Consider the following 22711-nt stretch of genomic DNA (forward strand, 5'->3'; position numbering starts at 1 on the left):
GACGTGGGGCGATCTTAGCCGCGGCAGGGCACCACTCCAAGCGGCGCGAGGAGATGGCGCGGTCGCGCCGTTGCGCTAGGCTGGCGGCAGCACCCGTCAGCGGATGATCGCCCCATGCCCCTGTTTCCCGGCCACCGCCCCCGCATCCTGACCTGCGCCCTGCTCCTGCTGATGGTGGCACCGGCCACGGCCCAGCCGCTCGCCCCGGCGCCCGAGGCGGCGACGGGCAAGATCGCGAAGGCCACCGCCACCGCCCAGCGCTTCATGGTGGCCGCCGCCAATCCGCTGGCCGCCGCCGCGGGGCGCGACATCCTGCGCGACGGCGGCAGCGCGGTCGACGCCGCCATCGCCGTCCAGCTCGTGCTGAACCTGGTCGAGCCGCAGAGTTCCGGCCTCGGCGGCGGCGCTTTCCTCGTCCACTGGGACGAAGCCGCCCGGCGGGTGGTCACGCTCGACGGGCGCGAGACGGCGCCCGCCGCGGCGAAACCCGACCGTTTCATCGGGAAAGACGGCAAGCCGATGCGCTTCGTCGAGGCGGTCGTCGGCGGGCGTTCGGTCGGGGTTCCCGGCACGCCCAAGCTGCTGGAGGAGGCGCATCGCCGCTGGGGGAAACTGCCCTGGCCAAAGGTGCTCGCTCCGGCGATCAAGCTGGCGGAAGACGGCTTTGCGATCTCGCCGCGCCTGAACGGGCTTTTGTCCGGCGAAAAGAATCTGGCGAAGGACGCCCGCGCCGCCGCCTATTTCTACGAGGCCGACGGCCAGGCGAAGGCGGTCGGCACGATCCTTCGCAACCCGGCCTTCGCCGCGACGCTGCGCGCGCTGGCCGAACGCGGCGCGGGCGCCTTCTACGAGGGCGAGATCGCGCGCGACATCGTCGCGACCGTGACAGGCCACACGACCAATCCCGGCGACATGACGGCAGCCGATCTGTCCGCCTACCGGGTCGAGGAGCGCGAGCCCGTCTGCGGCACCTACCGGGTCTGGCGCCTCTGCGGCATGGGCCCGCCGAGTTCGGGCGCCGTCGCCGTGCAACAGATCCTCGGCATGCTGGAAACGCGCGATCTCGCCCGCATGCAGGCCGGCGCGGATGCCGCGCACTGGTTTTCGGAGGCCGGGCGCCTCGCTTTCGCCGACCGCAACCTCTATCTCGCCGATCCCGCCTTCGTCGGTATCCCGCTGCCCGGGCTGATCGACCGCGACTATATCCGCTCGCGCGCCGGGCTGATCAGCCCCGAACGCTCGATGGGCCGCGCCAAGGCCGGCGAGCCGCCCAACAAGCGGGCGCAGCTGCTGGCCCCCTCGGAGGGCATCGAGAATGGCACCAGCCACATCTCGGTCGTCGATGCGCAGGGCAACGCCGTCTCGATGACCACGACGATCGAGGATGGCTTCGGCGCGCGGCTGATGACAGCGGGCGGCTTCCTGCTCAACAATGAGCTGACGGATTTCTCGTTCGTGCCGGAGGAAGACGGCAAGCCGGTCGCCAACCGCGTCGAGCCGGGTAAGCGGCCGCGCTCCTCGATGGCGCCGACGCTGGTCTTCGACGCCTTCGGCCGGCTCTACGCCGTGGTCGGCTCGCCCGGCGGCAGCCAGATCATCGGCTATGTCGCCAGGACGCTGGTCGCGCTGCTCGACTGGAAGATGGACCCGCAAGCCGCCGTCGATCTCGGCAATTTCGGCAGCCGCAACGGCCCGACCGAACTGGAAAAGAGCACGGAAGCCGAGGGCTGGAAGGCGGCGCTGGAGGCCAAGGGACATGAGGTCCGCCTGATCGACATGACCTCGGGCATCCAGGCCATCGTCAAGACGCCGGAGGGCTTCGTCGGCGGGGCGGATGGACGCCGGGAGGGCGTCGCGATCGGGGATTAGCGAGGGGCTGCGCTGCCTGAACCGCGCGTCATGCTGGGCGCAGCCAAGCTGAATTTCGGCCCGACCGGAAGATCTCGCTGAAAAAACAACATGCTAGCGGAGCGGTAGCCCCTGGTCATACCCGGTCAGACCGGGTCCAACCCTGCCGGTCAGACCGGTTCGCGCCGCTCGCCGCCCGCACTGCGCCCGGCGATCAGCCAATAGACGAAGCCCGTCGCGGCGCCGATCAGCACGAGCCCGCCGAGCACCTGCACCTCGGCTCCCGTCGGGGCACGCGCCAGCCCGAGCATGCCGAGCGGCAGCAGCGCCGCGAGCAGACCGGTCAGCCCGCTCTGGATCAGGCCGCTGCGCAGCGAGAACAGCTCGCAGGCGACGGCGACCAGCACGACCGGCGCGACGATGATCGCAAAGCCCAGCCGGCCGAGCAGCACGAAGGCGGCCTCGGCGGTCGGCCCGGGATCGATGCCCATATCCGCCAGCCCGAACAGCGCGTCGAGCAGGCGCTCGAAGCCGCCGCCGATCAGCAGCGCGAGCCCCGGCGAGACCACGCTGGCGAGCATCATCGCGACGAGGCCCGCCGTCATCGCCATCACCAGCGCGAACGGAATCAGCAGGAGCCAGCGCAGCATCGGATCAGCCGGCGTTCGCCGCGGGCGCCTCGTCCTGGTCCAGCATCAGCCGGGCCCGGGCGGAGAGCTTCTCGGTCTCGCTCTTGAGCTGGCCGCAGGCGGCGAGGATGTCGCGGCCGCGCGGCGTGCGCACCGGCGAGGCATAGCCGGCGCGGAAGACGATTTCGGAGAAGCGCTCGATGCGGTCCCAGTCCGAGCATTCGTATTTGGTGCCGGGCCAGGGATTGAACGGGATCAGGTTGATCTTGGCGGGGATGCCCTTGAGCAGCCGCACCAGCTCGCGCGCCTCGGCGTCGCTGTCGTTGACGCCCTTGAGCATGACGTACTCAAACGTAATTCGTTTCGCGTTCGAGACGCCGGGATAGGTCCGGCAGGCCTCGAGCAGATCGGCGATCGGGTACTTCTTGTTCAGCGGAACCAGCTCGTTACGCAGATCGTCGCGCACCGCATGCAGCGAGATCGCCAGCATCGTGCCCATCTCGTCGCCGAGCGGGCCGATCTGGGGCACGACGCCCGAGGTCGAGACGGTGATGCGCCGGCGCCCGAGGGACAGCCCCTCATTGTCGGAAATGACGTCGATGGCGTCGCGCACGCCGTCGAAATTGTAGAGCGGCTCGCCCATGCCCATGAAGACGATGTTGGAGACGAAACGCCCGCCATCCTTGGGCACGAAGGCGCCGCCCGGCGCACTCCGATTCGGGAAATCGCCGAGCCGGTCGCGCGCCACCATCAGCTGCGCCACGATCTCCTCGGTTGTGAGGTTGCGCACGAGGCGCTGGGTGCCGGTGTGGCAGAAGGTGCAGGTCAGCGTGCAGCCGACCTGGCTGGAGACGCAGAGCGTGCCGCGGTCGACCTCGGGGATGTAGACGCATTCGATCTCGGCGCCGCGGTCGCGCGGGCCGGTCGGCGCCATCCGGATCAGCCATTTGCGGGTGCCGTCGGTCGAGATCTGCTCGGCGGTGACCTCCGGCAGATCGAGCGTGAAGCGCTCGGCGAGCGCGCCGCGCAAGCCCTTGCCGATCGTGGTCATCTCCGCGAAATCGCGCACGCCGTAATGATAGATCCAGTTCCAGAGCTGGCCGACGCGCATGCGCCGTTCCTTCTCGGGGATACCGATCTCGGCCAGCGCCTCGGCCAGCCCGGCGCGCGTGCGCCCGACCAGCGAGGGCCGCTGCAAAACGGGTTCGGCCGCCGGGGCGGCGGGTTCAAGGACGGTCAAGGTCATCGGAACTCTGGCTCGGGGCGGGCGGTGGCGTCCCGCATTGGGGCGCGCTCATAGCACGAGAACGCGCGCCAGAGAAATCGCCGGCCTATTTGCAGGCGTCTTCGGCGCGCTTCACCGTCTGGCTCATGCCGGCGAGAGAGTATTTGTCGGCGGTCGGGTTGCCGCGCTTCGACGTGCCCTTGATCTCGAGCCCGGCGCCCTTGCGCAGCGATTCGAGCATGCGCGGCTCTTCGGCCGGGTTCTTCAGCCACATGTTCTGGCCCTTGGCGACGAGCGCATAGCGCTCCGACCCGATGATGGCCTGATGCTCGACATCTTCCTTGAGGTCGAAATTCATCACGAAGCTGATCTCGTTGCGCACGCCCTCGGCCGGGCGCGTGGCCACGAAGAGCAGGCCCTCGACGTCCTTGAGATTCGCCGGCAGGCGGCTTTCCGCCTTGGACAGCGCGTAGCAGACCTTGGAACGGCCCTGCTGCGACGAGAAGGCCTGCCACTTGCCGGCCGTCTCAAGCAGCATCGCCTGGCCCTGGCCGGCGGCGGCTGGCGCCGCTGCGGCAGCCGCGGGGCGCCCGCGCTGCTGCTGCTGGGCCTGTGCGGCCGAAGCGAGGACCATGGCGCCGAGGCAGCCCGCGAGCAGCGTCGGCAGGAGGAGGACACGGCGCGAGGCGGGAGCGCCGGAACGGAGAAACGAGCTGATCATGGCCGCCATCAATCATTAAAAATCTTAACACTGCCTTTACCACCCGTTGACGGGCGCGATGGCTGGGGCAGGCGGATAGAGTGCCACGATCCTGGCGAAAATGCGAATGGCGGCGCCGGCCGCATCCGCATTTCGAACACTCCTGTCCCATGGCACAATCCTGCGAGAGGGCCGCGAGCCCCACCCGAGGTGGAGAACGATGAAGGCATTGCTCTGCGAGACGCACGGGCCGGCGGAAACGCTGGTCATCCGCGACATCCCCGAACCTCAGCCGGGCCCGGGCGAGATCGCGATCGCGGTCAGGGCCGCCGCGCTCAACTTCTTCGACACGCTGATCATCGAGAATCGCTACCAGACCAAGCCCGGGCTGCCGTTCTCGCCGAGCGCGGAATGCGCCGGCATGGTCGTCGCGCTGGGCGAGGGTGTCTCCGGCTGGCGGATCGGCGAGCGCGTCGCCGCCTGGCTCGGGTATGGCGCCGCGCGTGAGCGCGTCGTGGTTCCCGCCGAAAGCGCGATCCCGATCCCGGACGGGCTCTCCGACGCGCAGGCGGCGGGTCTCTTCGTCACCTATGGCACCGCGCTGCACGGGCTGATCCAGCGCGCGGGGCTGAAGCCGGGCGAGACGCTGGCGGTGCTCGGCGCGGCCGGCGGGGCGGGGCTGGCTGCGGTCGAGATCGGCGCTCTGCTCGGGGCCCGCGTGATCGCCTGCGCCTCCTCGCCGGAGAAGCTGGCCCTTGCCCACGCGCACGGTGCCGGCGAGGGCATCGACTACGGCAGCGAGGACATCCGCGCCGCGCTGCGCCGCCTCACCGAGGGCCGCGGCGTCGACGTGCTCTACGACACGGTCGGCGGCGACCTCGCCGAGCCGGCTCTCCGCTCGATGGGCTGGGAGGGGCGCTATCTCGTCGTCGGCTTCGCAGGCGGCGGCATTCCGAAAATCCCGCTCAACCTGCTGCTGCTGAAGGGCTGCGACCTGCGCGGCGTCTTCTGGGGCGATTTCGTCAAGCGCGAGCCGAGCGCCCAGCGCGCCAATATGGAGCGGCTGCTGGGCTGGGTCGCGGAGGGCCGGATCCGCGCCCATGTCCATGCCGAGATCCCGCTCGAGCGCTGGACGGAGGCCTATGCGCTCATCGGCGACCGCAAGGCCCAGGGCAAGATCGTCCTGACGCTGTGACGCAGCCTCAGAGCTCCGTCATCGTCTGCTTCGCCTTCTCGCGGTGGCCGGGCGTGATCGAACTCGCGACCGCCGCCAGCGCCGCCGCGATCACCGCCGCATCGTCGGTGAAGCCGAGCAGCGGCATGATGTCGGGCAGCGCATCGAGCGGCAGCACGAAATAGCCGAGCGCCGCGAGCAGCGTCATCCGGACACGCCGCGGCGTCGCCGGGTCGCGGGCGCAGAACCAGGCGGCCAGGAGGTCCTCCGCGAAGGGAATGCGCCGGGCGACGCGCTTCAGCCGGCCGAGGAACTCGGCCCCGAAGCGGGCCTCGTCGCGCAGGCTCTTGCGGATCGCCGCCATTTCCTCGTCCGTGAAGCGGGAGGTGAAACCGTCGCTCATCTGGCCCCTCCTGAGGGCACGTTGCGGGACGCCATCCTGCCGCGATACGGCTGGCCCCGCCATGTCGAAAGATGTGGCCCCGCCGAAACCCGCTGCAAGAGGTCTGCCCAGCGGGCAGTGCAAGAAACCGCCTTGGACGATGAAGCCAGCGCCGCTAAACGCTGGAGGCGTCGCATCAGACCCCGGGACACGCCATGCAGATCGATTCCTCCGTCGCCGCGATCGTCACCGGCGGGGCCTCGGGCCTCGGCGAGGCCACGGCCCGTATGCTGGCCGCCCAGGGCGCCCGCGTCGCGCTGTTCGACCTCAACGCCGAACGGGGCGACAAGGTCGCCACCGAGATCGGCGGCCTCTTCGTCCCCTGCGACGTCACCATCGAGGCCTCGGTCGACGAAGCGCTGGCCAAGGCGCGAGCGGCCCAGGGCGTGGCGCGCATCCTGGTGAACTGTGCCGGCATCGCGCCCGGGCGCCGCATCGTCTCGAAGAAGCGCGAGACCGGCGAACTCGTCGCGCATGACACGGCCCTGTTCGAGAAGGCGCTCGCCATCAACCTGACCGGCACCTTCCGGATGCTCGCCAAGTCGGCTGCGGCGCTGGCGGCTCTCGACCCGGTCACCGCCGATGGCGGGCGCGGCGTCTTCATCTGCACCGCCTCCATCGCGGCCGAGGACGGCCAGATCGGCCAGGCCGCCTATGCCGCCTCGAAGGCGGGCGTCGCCGGCATGACCCTGCCGATCGCGCGCGAACTCGCCGCCTCCGGCATCCGCGTCATGACGATCATGCCCGGCCTGTTCGAGACGCCGATGTTCGACGGCCTGCCCGAGGAGGCCCGCGCCTCGCTCGCTGTCTCCGTCCCGCACCCCTCGCGGCTGGGCAAGCCGGCGGAATATGCCGCGCTGGTGAAGACCATCATCGAGAACGACATGCTCAACGGCAGCGCGATCCGCCTCGACGGCGCCCTACGCATGGCCCCGAAATAGGCGGCGAGCCCGGAAGCTAGCCGTCGCGCGCCCTATCCTCCGGGACGATCCGATAGACCGTCCCGGCGCTGCGGTCGCGGCAGAGATCCACGCGCTCGCCGTTCCAGTGATAGTCGAGATGGCGGCCCTGCACCGGTTGCGAGGCGCGATCCGGATAGAACAACCCGACGCATTGCCCGCCCGCATGCCGGACGCTGGGGTACACCACGCCATCCGAGCCGGCTGCCCGCAGCGCCGCCCCCACCGCCTGGCTGGCGACATAGTCATCCGGCTTCAGGACCGCCTCGAGCTCCGATTGCGGCCCCCGCAGATCATGCAATTGCGCGGCGATATCGAGCCGGATTTCTCGAAACTGCGAGGTCCAGCCCGGCGGCTGGCGCGTCGCCGCCATGAAGCGGGCATGGTGATGCACCGTCTCGAACAGCGCCGTCTCGAAGCTCTCCCCGGCATAAAGCACTCCGAAGGCACCCGCCGAGAAGCGGCTCGGACGATCCGTGCTGACATGGGTGAAGGGCGCCATCAGCCAGGTCGCGCCCGGCCCCGCCACCCGCCGCTCGGGCGGCACGAGATCGAGCTGGCCGATCGTTTCCATCAGGCGCGGATTGGTCTTCTGCTCGGCCGAGAGCAGCAGCGGCCAGTCGGCGGGGTCGGCGATGTCCTCGAACAGGTCGATCGGCGGGAAGAGACTGCGGATGATCCGCACCGCCCCGCGCCAGTGGACCGCCGCGACCGGCAGGCCGCCGGGGTCGATCACCAGCCGCCCCGCTCGTCGTCGAGATAGCGCCGCACCCGCATCAGGTCGGTGAGCTCGCCGCCGAGCATCACCTGCAGCGCCGAGCGCCCGGCGAAGACCGTGTTCGCAGCATGGATCCAGTCATAGCCGCGCTGGGGCTCGCGGAAGATGATCCGCAGCGCCTTGTGGATGCCCATCAGGTTCGAGAGCCTGGCCTTGCCGTCGCGCGAGATGCGGCCGATCTGCCCGGCCTTCCAGCGGCCATAGCTGCGGGGCGGCATGTCGAGCAGCGTGGCAGCCTGCTCGTCCGTCAGCCGCCAGTGCCGGAACAGGTTGACCGCGGCCCGAAACATCGCGGCCGCTTCGCCATCGGTGATGGGTTCCGGCGCGAAGCCGCGCGCCGCGGTGTCGATCTCCAGCAGGGCCATCACCCATCCTCCGCCATCTGGCTAGAGATGATAGCTTCAGAGCCATATGGCAAGGCTGCCCGCCGCGGCGCTTATTCGCCTGCCTTCGCCGCCTTGATCTCGTGCTTCAGGATCAGTGGTGTCTGGGCGAGCGCGAAGACCATGGTCAGCGGCATCACGCCCCAGACCTTGAAGGCGACCCAGAAATCCTGGGTCTGCGTGCGCCAGACGATCTCGTTCAGCGCCGCCAGAACGAAGAAGAACAGCCCCCAGCGCAGGGTCAGCTTGCGCCAGCCCTCCTCGTCGAGCTGCATCACCGATTCCAGCACCAGCGCCAGAAGCGAGCGGCCGAAATACAGCCCGCCCAGCAGCACGCAGCCGAACAGCGCGTTCACGATGGTCGGCTTGACCTTGATGAAGAAGGCGTCGTCCAGCGCGATGGTCAGCCCGCCGAAGACGGTGACCACGACCGCGTTCACGATCGCCATGCGCGGCAGATAGCCCATCAGGATGCGCGACGCCGCCAGCGCCACCAGCGAGGCGACGATGAAGATGCCGGTGGCGACGAAGATGCGCCGGTCGGAGGCGACGCCGAACAGCCGGTCGCCATAGGAATTGGCGAAGAAGAAGATCGCGAGCGGCCCGAATTCCAGCGCCAGCTTGAGCAGAGGGTTGATCGGCCTGCCCTTCGCCGCGGGGGGCTGTGCCATGCTGTCGCTCATCTCGTCCTGCCTGTCTGCGCCGGCGGCGTCATGCCGCGGGCTGTCACGCCGCTTCGTCCAAACCGGACACCGCCCGCGCGAAATCGCGCGCCGAGAACGGCTCCAGATCCTCGACACCCTCGCCGACGCCGATGAAATGCACGGGCAGGCCAAATTTCGCCGCCAGCGCCACCAGGATGCCGCCGCGCGCCGTGCCGTCGAGCTTGGTCATCACCAGCCCGGTGACGCCGGCCGTATCGCCGAAGGCCTCGACCTGGCTGAGCGCGTTCTGCCCGACGGTGGCGTCGAGCACCAGCAGCGCCGCATGCGGTGCCTCCGGATCGAGCTTGCGGATAACGCGGACAACCTTGGCGAGTTCGTCCATCAGCCCGGTCTTGTTCTGCAGCCGCCCGGCCGTGTCGACCAGCAGCACATCGGTGCCTGCGGCTTTCGCCTTCTGCAGCGCCTCGAAGGCGAGCCCCGAGGCGTCCGCCCCCTGATTGCCGGAGACGACCTCCGCCCCCGTGCGCTCGCCCCAGACCTTGAGCTGCTCGATCGCCGCCGCACGGAAGGTGTCACCTGCCGCTAGCATGACCGACCGGCCCTCGGCCCGGAATTTCGCGGCCAGCTTGCCAATCGTCGTCGTCTTGCCGGAGCCGTTGACGCCGACCATCAGGATCACGAACGGCTTTTTCGTGGCGTCGATCACCAGCGGCTGGGCGACCGGCGACAGGATCGCCTCGACCTCGCGCGCCAGGATGGCCTTGACCTCGGAGGGCTCGATCTGCCGGTCGTAGCGTCCATCGCCGACGGCCTTGGCGACGCGGGCGGCGGTGGCCAGCCCGAGATCGGCCTGGATCAGGATGTCCTCGAGGTCTTCCAGCGTACCGGCATCGAGCTTGCGCTTGGTGAAGAGGTCGGTGATGCCGGTCGTGAGCGCCGAGGAGGTCCGCGACAGCCCCTCCGTCAGGCGCCGCCACCAGCTCCGCTTGGGCTCGGGCACGGGAACCGGGGCGCTCGGGACCGACGCGGCCTGTACGGGAGCCGGCTCCGGCATCGCGATCGGCAGCGGCGCGGCCTCGCCGGTCAGCAGCTCGGGCGCGATCGCGGCGTCCGCCAGCGGAGCCTCCGGCGGCACCGCATCCGGCGTCGGGGGGAAAGCGGCCGGTTCCGGCTCGCTGCCGAACAGTCTCGAAAAGAAGCCGCGCTTCTTCGGTTCGTTCTCGCTCATCATTCTTCCCGTGGCCTTGCCGCGCCACGGCTCGTGCTTGCGCGACAGGATGGCCTTCGCTAGCGCAATGCCATGACCACGCCCGACCGACCAGAAATTTCGCAAGCGAGCCCGGGCGCGCACCCCTCCGGATCGCAGCGCGACGAGCTGCCACTGCCCTTTCCGCTGCTCTACCGCGACGCCATGATGCTGGTCATCGACAAGCCGGCCGGCCTGCCCTCGCATCGCGGGCCCCAGGCCAAGCGCCGGGTCATCCCCGTCCTGACCGACCATCTCGACGCGCTGCGCTTCGGCCTGCCGCGCCGGCCCGAAGCCGCACACCGGCTCGACAAGGACACGTCGGGCTGCCTGATCCTCGGCCGCCATCCCCGCGCCATGGCCGAGCTCAACCAGATGTTCCGCGACGGCGGAATCGCCAAGAGCTACTGGGCGATCGTGCAGGGCAGCCCGGCCGCCGAGTCAGGGTTGATCGACCTGCCGCTGGCCAAGCGCGCACCCGATCGCGGCTGGTGGATGAAGGTGGATCCCGACGGCCTGCCTTCGCAGACGCGCTACCGGGTGATGGGGCGCGGACAGGGCGAGGCCGGCCCGCTCGCCTGGCTCGAGCTCGAGCCGTTGACCGGCCGCACCCACCAGCTGCGCGTCCATTGCGCGGAATCGGGCTGGCCGATGCTGGGCGACGAGATCTATGGCGATGCCCCGCGCGAGGGCGGGCCGGGCCTGCAGCTTCATGCCCGCTCCGTCACCGTGCCGCTCTATCGCAAGAAGCCGCCGATCCGGGTCGAGGCGCCGCCGCCGCCGCATATGCTGGCCGCCCTGCGGGCCTGCGGCTGGCGTGAATAGCGCCTGAAACTACGGGCGCAGCGCATCCATGGCGTGGGCGAGGCGGACGTCGAGTTCCGTCAGCCCGCCCGCATCATGCGTTGCCAGCGTCACCTCCACGGTGCGGTAGACGTTGAACCACTCGGGATGGTGACCCATCGCCTCGGCCAGCAGCGCGACCCGCGTCATCCAGCCGAAGGCCTCGCTGAAATCGCGGAAGACATAGCGCTTGGTCATGGCTTCGCGCCCCTCGACGAGTTTCCACCCGGTCAGCGTCGTCAGCGCCTCCTGCAGGGCATCGGGGCCGAGTCGCTTGGGCATGGTCATCTCCGCTGATGGTCTGCCCGAATCGGCCGGTTCGGATAGGACGGGCCGAGCGGATAGGCCGCCTCCAGCACATAGGGCCCGCCGCCGACCGAATCGCGCGACGACATCAAGGCCAGCCGCCGCGCCGTGAAGCTGATCGGCCGGACGATCGGGTGCAGGCTGAGGAAATGCGCCACATCGAGCGGCGAGGTGTCGCGCAGCCGCGCCAGCGTCACATGCGGCACGAATTTGCGGCCCTCCGCCGGCAGGCCCAGCCGCCGCATCAGCCGCTCGAGATCGGCCTGGAGCTCGGTCAGCCGCGGCGTCGGCTGGACCCGCGCATAGACCGCGCGCGGCTTGTCCCCGCCGAAGGTGCCCAGCGCGTCCAGTGTGACCTCGAAGGGATAGGACTGGATGTCGCCGAGGAAGGCATCGACATCGTTGGCGGTGCGCCGGTCGACATCGCCCAGGAAACGCAGGGTGATGTGGTAGTCGGCTGGATCGATCCAGCGCGCCCCGGCCAGCCCGCCCCGATGCGGCGTCAGGGCCGAAGCGACCTCGGCGGGAATCTCAAGCGCTGTGAACAGCCTCGGCATGCCGAATCAGTGCCAGTTTTTTGTGACTCTGGCGAGACGAAATGCCGGGCAGGCGCTGCCCGACAGGGCAGCGCCTCGATCGAGCCCGGATCAGGGGCAGGGATTGCCGACAAGCTGGTGGATCGCGTCGATCCCGGCCTCGACCTCCGGCGACAGCGTGACCGCGATCGAGGCGATGTCGGTCTTGAGCTGCTCCATCGAGGTCGCGCCGATGATGTTGGCGGTGACGAACGCGCGGGAGTTCACGAAGGCCAGAGCCATCTGCGCCGGGTCGAGCCCGTTCTCCCGCGCCAGCGCGATGTAGCGCTTGATCGCATCCTCGGCGCCCGCAGTCTGGTAGCGCTGGCCGCGGTCGAACAGCGTCGTGCGCGCACCGGCCGGCCGCGCGCCGTCGAGATATTTGCCGGTCAGGAAGCCCTGGCCGAGCGGCGAATAGGCGAGCAGCCCGACATCCTCGCGGATGGCGATTTCGGCCAGCGCCGTCTCGAAGGTGCGGTTGAGCAGGTTGTAGGAATTCTGGATCGACTGCACGCGCGGGCCGCCGCGCGTTTCGGCGTCGCGCACGAAGCTCATCGTGCCCCAGGCGCTCTCGTTGGAGAGGCCGAGATGGCGGATCTTGCCCTCCTTCACGATCTCCGCAAAGGCGTCGAGCTGCTCGGCGATCGGCGTCTCGTCCGCAGGACGCTCGAAGGCGGCCTTCGAGAAACGCGTCGGGTTCGAGCCCCAGGGCATCGGCCGCTCGGGAAAATGGATCTGGTAGAGGTCGATATAGTCCGTCTGCAGCCGCTGCAGGCTTTTCTCGACCGCCTCGCGGATCTGCTTGCGCGTCACACGCGTCGGGCTCTTGTCGTCGCGGAACCAGGTGTTGGCGCCGCGACCGCAGACTTTCGAGGCGAGGATGACCTTGTCGCGGTTGCCGCGCGCCTTGAACCAGCTGCCGAGGATCCGCTCCGTCGAGCCCTGCGTCTCCGCCTTGGGCGGGATCGAGTAGAGCTCGGCCGTGTCGAAGAAGTTCACGCCCTGGTCGAGCGCGTAGTCCATCTGCGCATGGCCCTCGGCCTCGGTGTTCTGCTCGCCATAGGTCATGGTTCCCAGGCAGATCACCGAGACCTCGAGATCGGTGCGGCCGAGACGACGATATTCCATGGCGAAGCAACTCCGGAAGCGGCGGGCGAAGGACGCGCGTCGAGCAGATGGGGGAAGGCGGTCGGGCGGGCGTAAACGCCCGCGCGGATCAGGACTTGGCCGGCAGCGTCGCGAGGAAGCGCTCGACCGTGGGCAGGATGTTGCGGACGATGACGCGGACGCCCTCGGCCGTGGGGTGGAGCAGATCGGGCTGGTTGAGCACGCGGTCGCCCGCGATGCCCTCCAGGAAGAAGGGGTAGAGCACCAGCCCGTGGGCCTTCGCAAGCTCGGGATAGATGCTGTCGAAGCGCGTTGCATACTCCGTGCCGAGATTGCGCGGAGCATACATGCCCGTGAGCAGCACCGGGATGCCTCGCGCCTTCAGCCGGGCGATGATGGCCTCCAGACCCCTGCGCGTCACCGCCGGGTCGAGCCCGCGCAGCGCGTCGTTGGCGCCGAGTTCGAGGATGACGCCGTCGGTGCCATCAGGCACCGACCAGTCGAGCCGCTCGAGCCCGCCCTGGACGGTGTCGCCGGAGACGCCGGCGTTCACGATCTCGACAGCATGGCCCTTGGCCCGCAGCGCCTGCTCCAGCGCCGGCGGAAAGGCGGCGCTGGCCGGAAGATTGTAGCCGGCGGTCAGACTGTCGCCGAGAGCCACGAGTTTGAGCGTCCGCGCCGGCTTGAAACCGGGGTTCGAAGGGGGCGTCTGGGCCATGGTCGCGACCGGCAGCAGGGAGAGACAGAGCAGAAAAGCGGCGCAGAGAGATTGGACAAGGGCGAGACCGCGCCCATATCGCGGCTCTGCGGCACGACATGACGGCTTGCCCTGCTCGGGCCGCGTTTGGCTGAGAGCAGGGCCGCTGGTGGATTTCGAAGTCAGGATCATTGGATGATGAGCGATACGCGCGTCCCGCCGACGGATCAGCCGGCGATCGAATTGCGGGATGTCGAGCTTAGTTTGGGGCGTGCGGCCGCCCGCGTCCATATCCTCAAGGGCGTTTCTTTGTCGCTGGCGGCGGGGCAGGCCACCGGGCTCGTCGGCCCCTCCGGCTCCGGCAAGTCGACGCTGCTGATGACGATGGCGGGTCTGGAACGGCCCGACAGCGGCCTCGTCAAGGTTGCGGGCCAGGATCTCGGCGCCCTCGACGAGGACGGTCTCGCCGTCTTCCGCGGCCGCCATATCGGCATCGTCTTCCAGTCCTTCCACCTCGTCCCGACCATGACGGCCCGCGAGAACGTCGCCCTGCCGCTGGAGCTCGCCGGCGTCGGCGACGCCTTCGCCCGGGCCGAGGCCGAGCTGCGCAATGTCGGCCTCGGCGACCGCATGGACCATTACCCGGCCCAGCTCTCGGGCGGCGAGCAGCAGCGCGTCGCCATCGCGCGGGCCGTCGCGCCGGACCCCGCCATCCTCGTCGCCGACGAGCCCACCGGCAATCTCGACGAGAGCACCGGGCGCTCGATCGTCGATCTGATCTTCGCCCTGCGGCGCGAGCGCGGCGCGACGCTGGTGCTCGTCACGCACGACCTCTCGCTGGCGGCCCTGTGCGACCGCACGGTGCGGCTGCGCGCCGGCCGAATCGAGGCCGCCGGCCCCGCCCCGGCCGCGGCGGATGTGGCGGCGCTCTGAGATGCACGGGACCGTCAAACCGCTTCCCGCCTCTCCGGCCGGCGCCCCGCTGGCTGCGCTGGCGCTGCGCCTCGCCTGGCGCGACCTGCGCGGCGGCTTTCGCGGCTTCGGCGTCTTCATCGCCTGCCTCGCGCTCGGTGTGATGACGATCGCCGCCGTCGCCTCGGCCTCGCGCGGCCTGACCGAGGGCCTCTCCCGCGAGGGCCGGCGCATCCTCGGCGGCGACGCGGCCTTCGGGCTGATCCACCGCGAGGCGACGCCGCAGGAACTGGCCTTCCTCACCAGCCGTGGCACGGTCTCCACCATCGCCACCATGCGCGGCATGGCCAATGCCGGCGACAAGGGCGCGGCGCTCGTCGAGATCAAGGCCGTGGATGCAGGCTATCCCGGCATCGGCGAACTGATCACCGAGCCGAAAGCCCCCGTCGCCGATCTGCTTGCGGCGCGCGACGGCGTCTTCGGCGCCGTCGCCGATCCCGTCCTGTTCGGCCGGCTCGACCTGAAGCCGGGCGACACGATCCTCGTCGGCTCGGCCCGCGTTCAGCTGCGCGCCAACCTCGTCTCCGAGCCCGACAAGATCGCCGCCGGCGTCGGCTTCGGCCCGCGGCTGCTGATCTCGCAGGAGGCGCTGCGCGCCACCGGCCTGCTCCAGCCCGGAAGCCTGGTGCGCTGGACCTACCGCGTCGCGCTGCCGCCGCAGGCCTCGAGCGATGCCGCTCTCGCGGCCCTGATCGCCGATGCCGGCACGCAAGCCCGCGATGCCGGCTGGGAGATCCGCTCCCGCGCCAACGCCAATCCCGGCTTCCAGCGCAATCTCGAACGCTTCACCCAGTTCCTGACGCTGGTCGGCCTGACCGCCCTGCTGGTCGGCGGCGTCGGCGTCGCCAATGCGGTGCGCCGCTTCGTCGAGGCCAAGAAGCTCGACTTCGCCACCATGAAGGCGGTCGGCGCCACGGGCGGGCGCGTCGTCGCGATCCACCTGACCGAGGTCATGCTCGTCGCGGCGCTCGGCACCGCCATCGGCCTGGCTCTGGGCGCCGCGGCCCCCTTCGCGCTCGGCGCCGCCTTGAAATCCGTCCTGCCGGTTCCCTTCGAGCCGACGCTGGCGCCCGGTGAACTCGGCGTTGCCGCCCTTTATGGGCTGCTCACCGCGCTGGTCTTCGCCATCCTGCCGCTCGGCCGCGCGCATGACGTCCCTGTCTCGGCGCTGTTCCGCGACCAGATCGCGCCTGATGCCCGCCGCCCGCGCGCGATCTATCTCGCCATCTGCCTGCTCGCGGTCGCCGGACTCGTCGGCGTCGCGCTGCTCTTCGCCTATGACCGTCGCATCGCGCTGATCTACATCGCCGTGATGACGGGCATCTTCCTGCTGCTGCGCGGCGTCTCCTGGGGGCTGATGGCGCTGGCGCGTAGGCTGCCGCGGCCGAAGAACCCCTCGCTGCGCATGGCGCTGGCCAACAGCCACCGCCCCGGCGCGCTCACCCCGTCGCTGGTGCTGTCGCTGGGGCTCGGCGTCGCCCTGCTCTCGGCGCTGGCCTTCATCGACAACAGCCTGACCCGGCAGCTGACCCAGTCCCTGCCGGAGAAGGCGCCGAGCTTCTTCTTCCTCGACATCCCGAATGCGGAGGCCGGCCGCTTCGACGCGCTGCTCCATCAGGAGCGGCCGGGCGCCACGCTGACCCGCGTGCCGATGATGCGCGGCCGCATCGTCTCGATCAACGGCGTCCGCGCCGAGGACATCAAGGCGAGCGAACAGGCCGCCTGGATTCTCGATGGCGACCGCGGCATCACCTATGCGCAGGCGATCCCCGAGGGCTCGCGTGTCGCCCAGGGCGAGTGGTGGCCGGCCGATCATCGCGGCGAGCCGCTGGTGTCCTTCGACGCGCAGATCGCCGCCGGCATCGGCCTGAAGATCGGCGATAGCCTCACCGTCAACGTGCTCGGCCGCAACATCACGGCCCGCGTCGCCAATCTGCGCACCGTCGAGTGGCGCTCGCTCGGCATCAATTTCGTGATGCTGTTCTCGCCCAACACCTTCGCCGGGGCACCGCATACCAACCTCGCCACGATCACGCCCGCGGCTGACACCGCCGCGGCCCCCGCCGGCACGGACGCCACCCTCCTGCGCCGGCTGGCCGTCGAGTTCCCGACCGTGACGGCCGTGCGGGTGAAGGACGCGCTGGAGGCGGTGAACACCATCGTCGCCCAGCTCGCCACCGCCATTCGCGGCGCATCCGGGCTCGCCATCGCCGCGAGCCTGCTGGTGCTGGGCGGCGCTTTGGCAGCCGGCCAGAGGGCGCGGCTTTACGACGCCATGATCCTGAAGACGCTGGGCGCCACGCGGCGCTTCATACTTTCGTCGTACGCCCTTGAATACGCGGCCATCGGCCTCGTCTCGGCGCTGTTCGGCGTTGTCGCAGGCGCTCTCGCCGGCTGGGGCGTCGTGACGCAAGTGATGAAGATCGAATTCGTCAGTGACCCGACCGGCGCGTTACTGGCCGCGACTGCGGCCGTCGGCGTTACCGTCCTGTTCGGGCTCGCCGGCACGCTGAAAATACTATCGAAAGCGCCGGCTTCTCATCTGCGGAATTTGTGATGACTAGCTGCGAAGGACTCTGGATAGACATTACAGGGTTGTAACTTTGCATGAGCCGGGCGTCGCGTTTCTATGGCGCTCGGCGTTTAACCATGTGGCCCCCTTGTAAGAACCGCCAAACCCCCTCATATTCCCGTCATCGCCACGGTTGTGCGCGACGACAGGGCATCGCCGGACGCGATGGCCGTCTTCGGAATCACTGTCAGGGGAAACTCGCTCGATGAGCAACTTCGACCGCAATGCTCCAGTCTGGGGTGCCGGCCGCGCACAGCAGACCAGCGCCGTCGAGATGGATCAGGGCCTGCGCTCGTTCATGCTCGGCGTCTACAACAACATGTCGATCGGCCTGGCCATCACCGGCCTCGCCGCGATCGGCATCTCCATGCTGGCGATCGCCGGTGTCTCGCCGACCGGCAAGGTCACGGCGCTGACCCCGCTCGGCCAGGCGCTCTATCTCAGCCCGCTGAAGTGGGTCGTGATGCTGGCGCCGCTCGCCTTCATCCTGTTCTTCTCGTTCAAGGCGGAGAGCATGAGCTCCTCGTCGGCGCGGGCCATGTTCTTCGCCTTCGCGGCGGTGATGGGCGTGTCGCTGTCGTCGATCTTCGTGGTCTACACGGGTGAGTCGATCACCAAGGTGTTCTTCATCACCGCCGCGACCTTTGGTGCGCTGAGCCTCTACGGCTACACCACCAAGAAGTCGCTGTCGGCGATGGGTTCGTTCCTGATCATGGGCCTGATCGGCCTGGTGATCGCCTCGGTGGTCAACATCTTCCTGCAGTCCAGCGCCCTGTCCTTCGCCGTCTCGGCGATCGGCGTGCTGGTCTTCGCCGGCCTGACCGCCTGGGACACCCAGCGTCTGAAGGAAATGTACCTCTACTCCGACATGAACCCGGAGGAGGCTGCGAAGCTCTCGGTGAACGGCGCGCTGTCGCTCTACCTGAACTTCATCAACATGTTCCAGATGCTGCTCTCGCTGTTCGGCAGCAAGCAGGAGTGAGCCGCCGCCCGCCCCTCACCTGGGGCAGGCCTGCGAAAACACCGAGCCCCGGCCTCACGGCCGGGGCTTTTCTTTTGGCTGGGCGCGACTTGTTTTTCATCACGATTTCAGAAGATACTCGGTTGGCAGATTTTGCGGCCGCCTCGGAAGTGGCGGCGCAGCGTTTGGATTGGTTAGTCAGGGCGCAGTAGGCTGGGATGTACAATAATGGCGCAAGTCGAAATCAATAATCTCGCCTACCCATTCAACCAGGTTGTTTACGTTGTCAGTACATTCCCAAATGGGACCGTCGCCACAGGAAGCGGTGTACTGGTTGGCCCCAATGATGTGCTGACCGCTTCGCATGTTGTTTATGACGGTAGATATGGAGGCGCTGCCACATCGGTTCGTGTCATTCCAGCTTATGATCCGAGTCCGCTCGAGCAACCCTATGGATCGATCAACGCGACCTCCTGGTCGTACTGGACTGGATTTGATCCCGACAATGACGGCCTGCTGTTTGCTGGCAATGGCGGTCCTGGGCTCGCAGGTTCCGAAATCGATTACGCCGTGATCAACCTTTCCGTTGCGATTGGCGATCGCACGGGGTGGATGGGCATCGATCCGAATTTTGGCTCTGGCTACGTCAATGTCACGGGCTATCCTGGAGTCTACAACAGGAATCCGATGAACGAAGTCGGGTTCGTTTACGAGGACCCCGTTGATTTCGTGATCCGTTTTGCTGGTCTGGAAATCCACGGCGGCAATTCGGGCGGACCGGTCTGGTACTATTTGAATGGTGTGCCAACCGTCGTCAGTGTCGTCTCGACCGCATCATGGGGGGCGCAGTTCTCCGGGGCGAATTATACGCAAGTCCTGAACTGGATCGCGTCCAACGACAATCTGATCGCAAATGCAGACCGCATCTTGTCCGGGACGTTTTTGGGTGACGTTTTCACGCTGGGCGGCGGCAACGACACCATCGCCGGTTTTGGTGGAGACGACACCATTTTTGGCGGAGGGGGAAATGACGCTCTGAATGGCGGTGCCGACAACGATGTTCTCTATGGGCAGCTTGGGAATGATACCCTCATTGGTGATACCGGGCACGACATTCTGATCGGCGGCGAGGGCAACGACAGCCTTTTTGGTGGTGTCGGAAATGACGTTCTTGCCGGTGAGGGTGGAACGGATGTCCTCAATGGCGACGATGGCAACGACGCGCTCAACGGTGGGGCGGGAACGAACACGTTGAACGGCGGCGCCGGTGATGATGTGCTCTATGCAATGGAGGCCGGCACACACACGCTGAATGGTGGCACGGGCGATGACAATTACTTTGTGATCGTAGCACCCAGTTCCATCGTCGATGCCTCGGGGCTGGATACGTTGTGGGTCGGCTACAATGGCTCGATGGCTGAAAGCTCACCCGTTGAAATACTGCGCTTCATCGAAGGGTATTCAGGTTATTTCTTTGCTGGAAATACCGGCGCAAACATCATTTACGGATCGAGCATCGCGAATACGCTCTGGGGCGCGGGCGGGGGCGACTCGATTTTTGGCGGGGGCGGCAACGATACCATTTATGGCGATTCGGGCCTCGGGGCGGATGGCGGCGATGCACTGTATGGCGAAGCCGGGAACGACACGATTTTCGGGGGTGGCGGAAACGATGTGATCCTCGGTGGCGTCGGTTCGGACGTCATCATCGCCGATGACGGCAACGATATCGTCGCGGGCGAGGGCGACGCGGATGCGATCGATGGAAGGAGCGGCAACGACATTCTGAACGGTGGCGATGGCGACGATGTGATTTTCGGCGATGGACTGGCCAACGCGACCCAGTTCTTCGGCAGCGATACCATTTTCGGCGGCGCCGGAAACGACACGATCTGCGGCGAGAGCAACAACGCCAACGTGGGCGGCCTGGGTGATACGCTCTACGGGGATGATGGCAACGACACGATCTTTGGCGGTGCTGGCAACGACGTGATCTATGGCGGCAATGGGGCCGATGTGATCAACGGTGGTGTCGAGTCAGACTTCATCGTCGGCGGCGCTGGCGCCGATATCATCCTGGGCTCTGGCGCGTCTGCCTTTGGCGCGGCATCGGCCGGGGGCGACCTTTTCTCCTATTCCAACCTGTTCGATGGCGGCGACAGGATTTTTGGCTTCGACTTGAATACCGCGACGGGCCGAGATGGTATCGACATCAGCTCGCTGCTCGACGCGTTCGGCTATCTTGGAAACACGCCAAGGGCGGCCGGATACCTCTATGTCCTCCAGAACGGAGCCAATACCGAGGTTTTTGTCGATCCAAACGGCTTTGCGACCGGTGCGAACCTCTTCCATCTCGCGACACTGGAGGGCGTGACCGCGTCGAACCTGACCGACAGCTATTTCATTTTCTAGCGAAATCGAAAGGCTTCCCGTCGCGCCTCGCTGATCAGCATAGCGGCTCGGGAGCCGAGATAAGTGAACTCTCAGGCTGCCCGCACATTCGAGAGGAAGCATTCCGCTTCTGCCCGGCGGGAGAGGTCCCCGGCCACAGTGTCGTTGGCAGCCGTCGCAACCGACCTGTTCGCGGGAGCCACTTCTTGAGTGCGTTTCACGGCCAGCCGCACATTGCGAAGAACGGGGACTGCCCTTTTAATCTCCCTGTCCAGACTGCCTCGGACCAAACGACCGGAAAGCTTGCCTTTTGGCCCTGCGCACGGAACATCGCGGCATGACAGCGCCTGCGATCCGCCCCGCCACATCGGCCGACATCCCCGCCATCACCGCGATCTACGGGCACGCCGTCCGTCACGGCACGGCCTCCTGGGAGCTGGAAGCCCCCGATGAGGCCGAGATGCTGAAACGCTTCGAGGCGATCGGGGCCGGCGGCTACCCCTATCTCGTGGCGGAGCGCGACGGACGGGTGCTCGGCTATGCCTATGCCAGCGCCTACCGGCCCAGGCCCGCCTACCGCGCCACCGTCGAGAACTCGATCTACATCGCGGCCGACGCCCAGAAAGAGGGCGCCGGCAGCGCGCTTCTCGCCGCCCTGATGGAGGCCTGCGCGAGCCGCGGCTTCCGCCAGATGATCGCCGTGATCGGCGACGGCACGGGCGCATCTGTCGGCTCAAGGCGCCTGCACGAGCGCGCCGGCTTCCGCCTGATCGGGGTGGCCGAGAAGGTCGGCTTCAAGCATGGCCGCTGGCTCGACCAGATGCTGATGCAGAAGGACCTCGGCGAGGGCGACCGCACGCCGCCGGCCTGAGGGAACGGCCCCGAATCAGCCGACGACGCTGAGCTTCTTGTCGAGAACCCGCAGCACCCGCGACAACTCCGCGCCGCGCTTCAGCACCAGCCCCGTCGCCGCGACGACCGAATAGGCGCCCTGGCGCTTGGCCAGCGCGGGATCCTTGACGATGCGGTAGAGCGGCACCTCCGACGAGCGGCGATAGACCGAGAACTGCGCCTGATCCTTGAGAAAATCGATCGCGTAGTCGCGCCATTCGCCGGCCGCGACCATGCGGCCGTAGAGATTGAGCAGCTCGGACAGCTCCTTGCGGTCGAAGGTGACCGTCGCGGGTTTCGCAGCGACCGGGAACGGAATGACCCCGTTTGCCGCCTGCGATTGCGGCGTCTCGCTCTCGCTCATTGCGCCTCCCGATGGCCGCCGCCGTGGCGGCCTCGATGCATCGCAGCCGATGATGCCCGCCCGATGCTACGCTGGCAAGCAATCGGCAAGGCTCAGCCCACCGCGCCGGATCGGGGCGCGGCTGGCGCCGTCCACCATCACGGCTTCGTCAGCGGCGCCGCATTTTCGCCGCGATCGGGCCAAGCGTCCGCCCTGTTGCGTGGGTCTGATACCGATGTTGCCTCGATGGCCCGGCGTCGCCGATCTTCGGTTTGTCAGCCCCCCAGCCCCCCGCGGATCGTGCGGAGCCGGGCCAGTTCAATCGAGGCCAACTCAGCGGCTGGCGTCCTGCGCCGGCCGTTTTTCTTTGTCGCGACCGCCCGTTTCATCGGGCCTGGCGGTGATATTCGGCATTGGGGCGCATGTCGACGGCCGAGGCCATACGGTTCGACATGTTGTAGAAGGCGGCCACCGCCGAGACGTCCCAGATGTCCCGCTCGCCGAACCCGACCGCTCGCAGGCCTTCCCGATCGCTCTCGCCGACGAGATGGGGTGTCTCCGTCAGCTTGACCGCGAAGTCGAGCATGGCGCGGTGGCGCGCCGACAGATCGGCGGCGCGGTGGTTCATCGCCATCAGCTCGCCCAGCACCGGATCCTGCGAGAGCTGCCGCACCGCGGCGCCATGGGCCGTCAGGCAGTAATAGCAGCGGTTCACGCTCGACACCGCGACCGCGATCATCTCGCGCTCGAGCTTCGACAGCCCGGACGGGGCCAGCATCAGGTCGTTGTAGAAGGCGGCGAAGGCCGAAAGCTTGGCGTCGTCATGGGCGTAGGCCACGAGCACGTTCGGCACGAAGCCGAGCTTGTCCATGCACTTGTCGAAATAGGCCTGGTTCTCCGCGCCAAGCGCCCCCGGCGGCAGATCGAGCGCCATCGCAGGCGGGGCGACATCCTGTGGCGCCGGCCGCTCCCCGGGCTTCGGTTTGTCATGATTGGCCATCATG

23 protein-coding genes are annotated in these 22711 nt (G+C 68.0%); 9 read left to right on the forward strand and 14 right to left on the reverse strand.

Annotation, left to right across the window (positions count from 1 at the left end; all coding sequences use genetic code 11):
• The first annotated feature begins 114 nt into the window (after positions 1 to 114).
• The gene (gene ggt, locus BSY19_RS04815) at positions 115 to 1869 is read left to right on the forward strand and encodes a gamma-glutamyltransferase (RefSeq protein WP_069053153.1); all 1755 of its coding nucleotides are present in this window, start codon (positions 115 to 117) and stop codon (positions 1867 to 1869) included.
• Between the two features lie 149 nt (positions 1870 to 2018).
• Here ggt and BSY19_RS04820 read toward each other — a convergent pair whose 3' ends face one another.
• The 3 genes from BSY19_RS04820 to BSY19_RS04830 form a co-directional block, all read right to left on the reverse strand.
• Positions 2019 to 2498, reverse strand: a complete 480-nt coding sequence (locus tag BSY19_RS04820; RefSeq protein WP_069053154.1) for a hypothetical protein — start codon at positions 2496 to 2498, stop codon at positions 2019 to 2021.
• Positions 2499 to 2502: 4 nt separating this feature from the next.
• Positions 2503 to 3723, reverse strand: coding sequence for a dual-specificity RNA methyltransferase RlmN (rlmN, locus tag BSY19_RS04825; RefSeq protein ID WP_069053155.1), 1221 nt, complete (start codon positions 3721 to 3723; stop codon positions 2503 to 2505).
• 85 nt (positions 3724 to 3808) lie between these two features.
• Complete coding sequence (locus BSY19_RS04830; protein ID WP_236840471.1) at positions 3809 to 4423, reverse strand: hypothetical protein; 615 nt, start codon at positions 4421 to 4423, stop codon at positions 3809 to 3811.
• A gap of 199 nt (positions 4424 to 4622) precedes the next feature.
• Here BSY19_RS04830 and BSY19_RS04835 point away from each other — a divergent pair, with 199 nt between their 5' ends.
• Positions 4623 to 5597: an NADPH:quinone oxidoreductase family protein gene (locus BSY19_RS04835; RefSeq protein WP_069053156.1), complete on the forward strand. Its 975-nt coding sequence runs from the start codon at positions 4623 to 4625 to the stop codon at positions 5595 to 5597.
• A 7-nt stretch (positions 5598 to 5604) separates the two neighbouring features.
• Here BSY19_RS04835 and BSY19_RS04840 read toward each other — a convergent pair whose 3' ends face one another.
• Complete coding sequence (locus BSY19_RS04840; protein ID WP_069053157.1) at positions 5605 to 5979, reverse strand: YkvA family protein; 375 nt, start codon at positions 5977 to 5979, stop codon at positions 5605 to 5607.
• 194 nt (positions 5980 to 6173) lie between these two features.
• On the opposite strand from BSY19_RS04840, the gene BSY19_RS04845 reads away from it, so the two are divergent.
• Complete coding sequence (locus BSY19_RS04845) at positions 6174 to 6959, forward strand: SDR family NAD(P)-dependent oxidoreductase (RefSeq protein ID WP_069053158.1); 786 nt, start codon at positions 6174 to 6176, stop codon at positions 6957 to 6959.
• Positions 6960 to 6975: 16 nt separating this feature from the next.
• Here the strand turns inward: BSY19_RS04845 and BSY19_RS04850 are convergent, their stop codons facing one another.
• The 4 genes from BSY19_RS04850 to ftsY all read right to left on the reverse strand — a co-directional run bounded on the left by BSY19_RS04850 (position 6976) and on the right by ftsY (position 10031).
• Complete coding sequence (locus tag BSY19_RS04850) at positions 6976 to 7713, reverse strand: RES family NAD+ phosphorylase (RefSeq protein ID WP_069053159.1); 738 nt, start codon at positions 7711 to 7713, stop codon at positions 6976 to 6978.
• Complete coding sequence (locus BSY19_RS04855) at positions 7710 to 8120, reverse strand: MbcA/ParS/Xre antitoxin family protein (RefSeq protein ID WP_210184405.1); 411 nt, start codon at positions 8118 to 8120, stop codon at positions 7710 to 7712. Before BSY19_RS04855 ends, BSY19_RS04850 begins: the two co-directional genes overlap by 4 nt.
• A gap of 71 nt (positions 8121 to 8191) precedes the next feature.
• A complete protein-coding gene (locus BSY19_RS04860) occupies positions 8192 to 8809 on the reverse strand; it encodes a septation protein A (RefSeq protein ID WP_069056862.1) in 618 nt (205 codons plus the stop codon).
• A 55-nt stretch (positions 8810 to 8864) separates the two neighbouring features.
• Positions 8865 to 10031, reverse strand: coding sequence for a signal recognition particle-docking protein FtsY (gene ftsY, locus BSY19_RS04865; RefSeq protein ID WP_069056863.1), 1167 nt, complete (start codon positions 10029 to 10031; stop codon positions 8865 to 8867).
• A gap of 183 nt (positions 10032 to 10214) precedes the next feature.
• On the opposite strand from ftsY, the gene BSY19_RS04870 reads away from it, so the two are divergent.
• Complete coding sequence (locus tag BSY19_RS04870; RefSeq protein ID WP_236840543.1) at positions 10215 to 10874, forward strand: RluA family pseudouridine synthase; 660 nt, start codon at positions 10215 to 10217, stop codon at positions 10872 to 10874.
• A gap of 9 nt (positions 10875 to 10883) precedes the next feature.
• Here the strand turns inward: BSY19_RS04870 and BSY19_RS04875 are convergent, their stop codons facing one another.
• The 4 genes from BSY19_RS04875 to BSY19_RS04890 all read right to left on the reverse strand — a co-directional run bounded on the left by BSY19_RS04875 (position 10884) and on the right by BSY19_RS04890 (position 13598).
• Positions 10884 to 11174 carry a 4a-hydroxytetrahydrobiopterin dehydratase gene (locus BSY19_RS04875; protein ID WP_069053161.1) on the reverse strand — a complete coding sequence of 97 codons (291 nt, stop codon included), beginning with the start codon at positions 11172 to 11174 and terminating at the stop codon, positions 10884 to 10886.
• Between the two features lie 2 nt (positions 11175 to 11176).
• Positions 11177 to 11755: an RNA 2',3'-cyclic phosphodiesterase gene (gene thpR, locus BSY19_RS04880; RefSeq protein WP_069053162.1), complete on the reverse strand. Its 579-nt coding sequence runs from the start codon at positions 11753 to 11755 to the stop codon at positions 11177 to 11179.
• A gap of 90 nt (positions 11756 to 11845) precedes the next feature.
• Positions 11846 to 12901 (reverse strand): aldo/keto reductase, encoded by a 1056-nt coding sequence (locus tag BSY19_RS04885; protein ID WP_069053163.1) that lies wholly within the window; start codon positions 12899 to 12901, stop codon positions 11846 to 11848.
• Between the two features lie 88 nt (positions 12902 to 12989).
• Positions 12990 to 13598 carry an arylesterase gene (locus BSY19_RS04890; RefSeq protein ID WP_069053164.1) on the reverse strand — a complete coding sequence of 203 codons (609 nt, stop codon included), beginning with the start codon at positions 13596 to 13598 and terminating at the stop codon, positions 12990 to 12992.
• Between the two features lie 174 nt (positions 13599 to 13772).
• On the opposite strand from BSY19_RS04890, the gene BSY19_RS04895 reads away from it, so the two are divergent.
• From BSY19_RS04895 to BSY19_RS04915, 5 genes are all read left to right on the forward strand, one after another.
• Positions 13773 to 14510, forward strand: coding sequence for an ABC transporter ATP-binding protein (locus tag BSY19_RS04895; protein WP_069053165.1), 738 nt, complete (start codon positions 13773 to 13775; stop codon positions 14508 to 14510).
• A gap of 1 nt (position 14511) precedes the next feature.
• Positions 14512 to 17106, forward strand: coding sequence for an ABC transporter permease (locus tag BSY19_RS04900; protein WP_069053166.1), 2595 nt, complete (start codon positions 14512 to 14514; stop codon positions 17104 to 17106).
• Positions 17107 to 17326: 220 nt separating this feature from the next.
• Positions 17327 to 18103: a Bax inhibitor-1/YccA family protein gene (locus BSY19_RS04905; protein WP_069053167.1), complete on the forward strand. Its 777-nt coding sequence runs from the start codon at positions 17327 to 17329 to the stop codon at positions 18101 to 18103.
• 207 nt (positions 18104 to 18310) lie between these two features.
• Positions 18311 to 20494, forward strand: coding sequence for a trypsin-like serine protease (locus BSY19_RS04910; protein WP_083247403.1), 2184 nt, complete (start codon positions 18311 to 18313; stop codon positions 20492 to 20494).
• A gap of 316 nt (positions 20495 to 20810) precedes the next feature.
• The gene (locus BSY19_RS04915; RefSeq protein WP_069056865.1) at positions 20811 to 21344 is read left to right on the forward strand and encodes a GNAT family N-acetyltransferase; all 534 of its coding nucleotides are present in this window, start codon (positions 20811 to 20813) and stop codon (positions 21342 to 21344) included.
• A 15-nt stretch (positions 21345 to 21359) separates the two neighbouring features.
• Here the strand turns inward: BSY19_RS04915 and BSY19_RS04920 are convergent, their stop codons facing one another.
• Together BSY19_RS04920 and BSY19_RS04925 are read right to left on the reverse strand one after the other, a co-directional pair.
• On the reverse strand, positions 21360 to 21728 hold the full coding sequence (locus BSY19_RS04920; protein WP_083247404.1) for a DUF2794 domain-containing protein: 369 nt from the start codon (positions 21726 to 21728) through the stop codon (positions 21360 to 21362).
• A 364-nt stretch (positions 21729 to 22092) separates the two neighbouring features.
• Positions 22093 to 22641 carry a peroxidase-related enzyme gene (locus tag BSY19_RS04925; RefSeq protein WP_236840544.1) on the reverse strand — a complete coding sequence of 183 codons (549 nt, stop codon included), beginning with the start codon at positions 22639 to 22641 and terminating at the stop codon, positions 22093 to 22095.
• Positions 22642 to 22711: the final 70 nt, after the last annotated feature.

Source organism: Bosea sp. RAC05, assembly GCF_001713455.1.
In the GTDB taxonomy this organism is placed as follows: domain Bacteria; phylum Pseudomonadota; class Alphaproteobacteria; order Rhizobiales; family Beijerinckiaceae; genus Allobosea.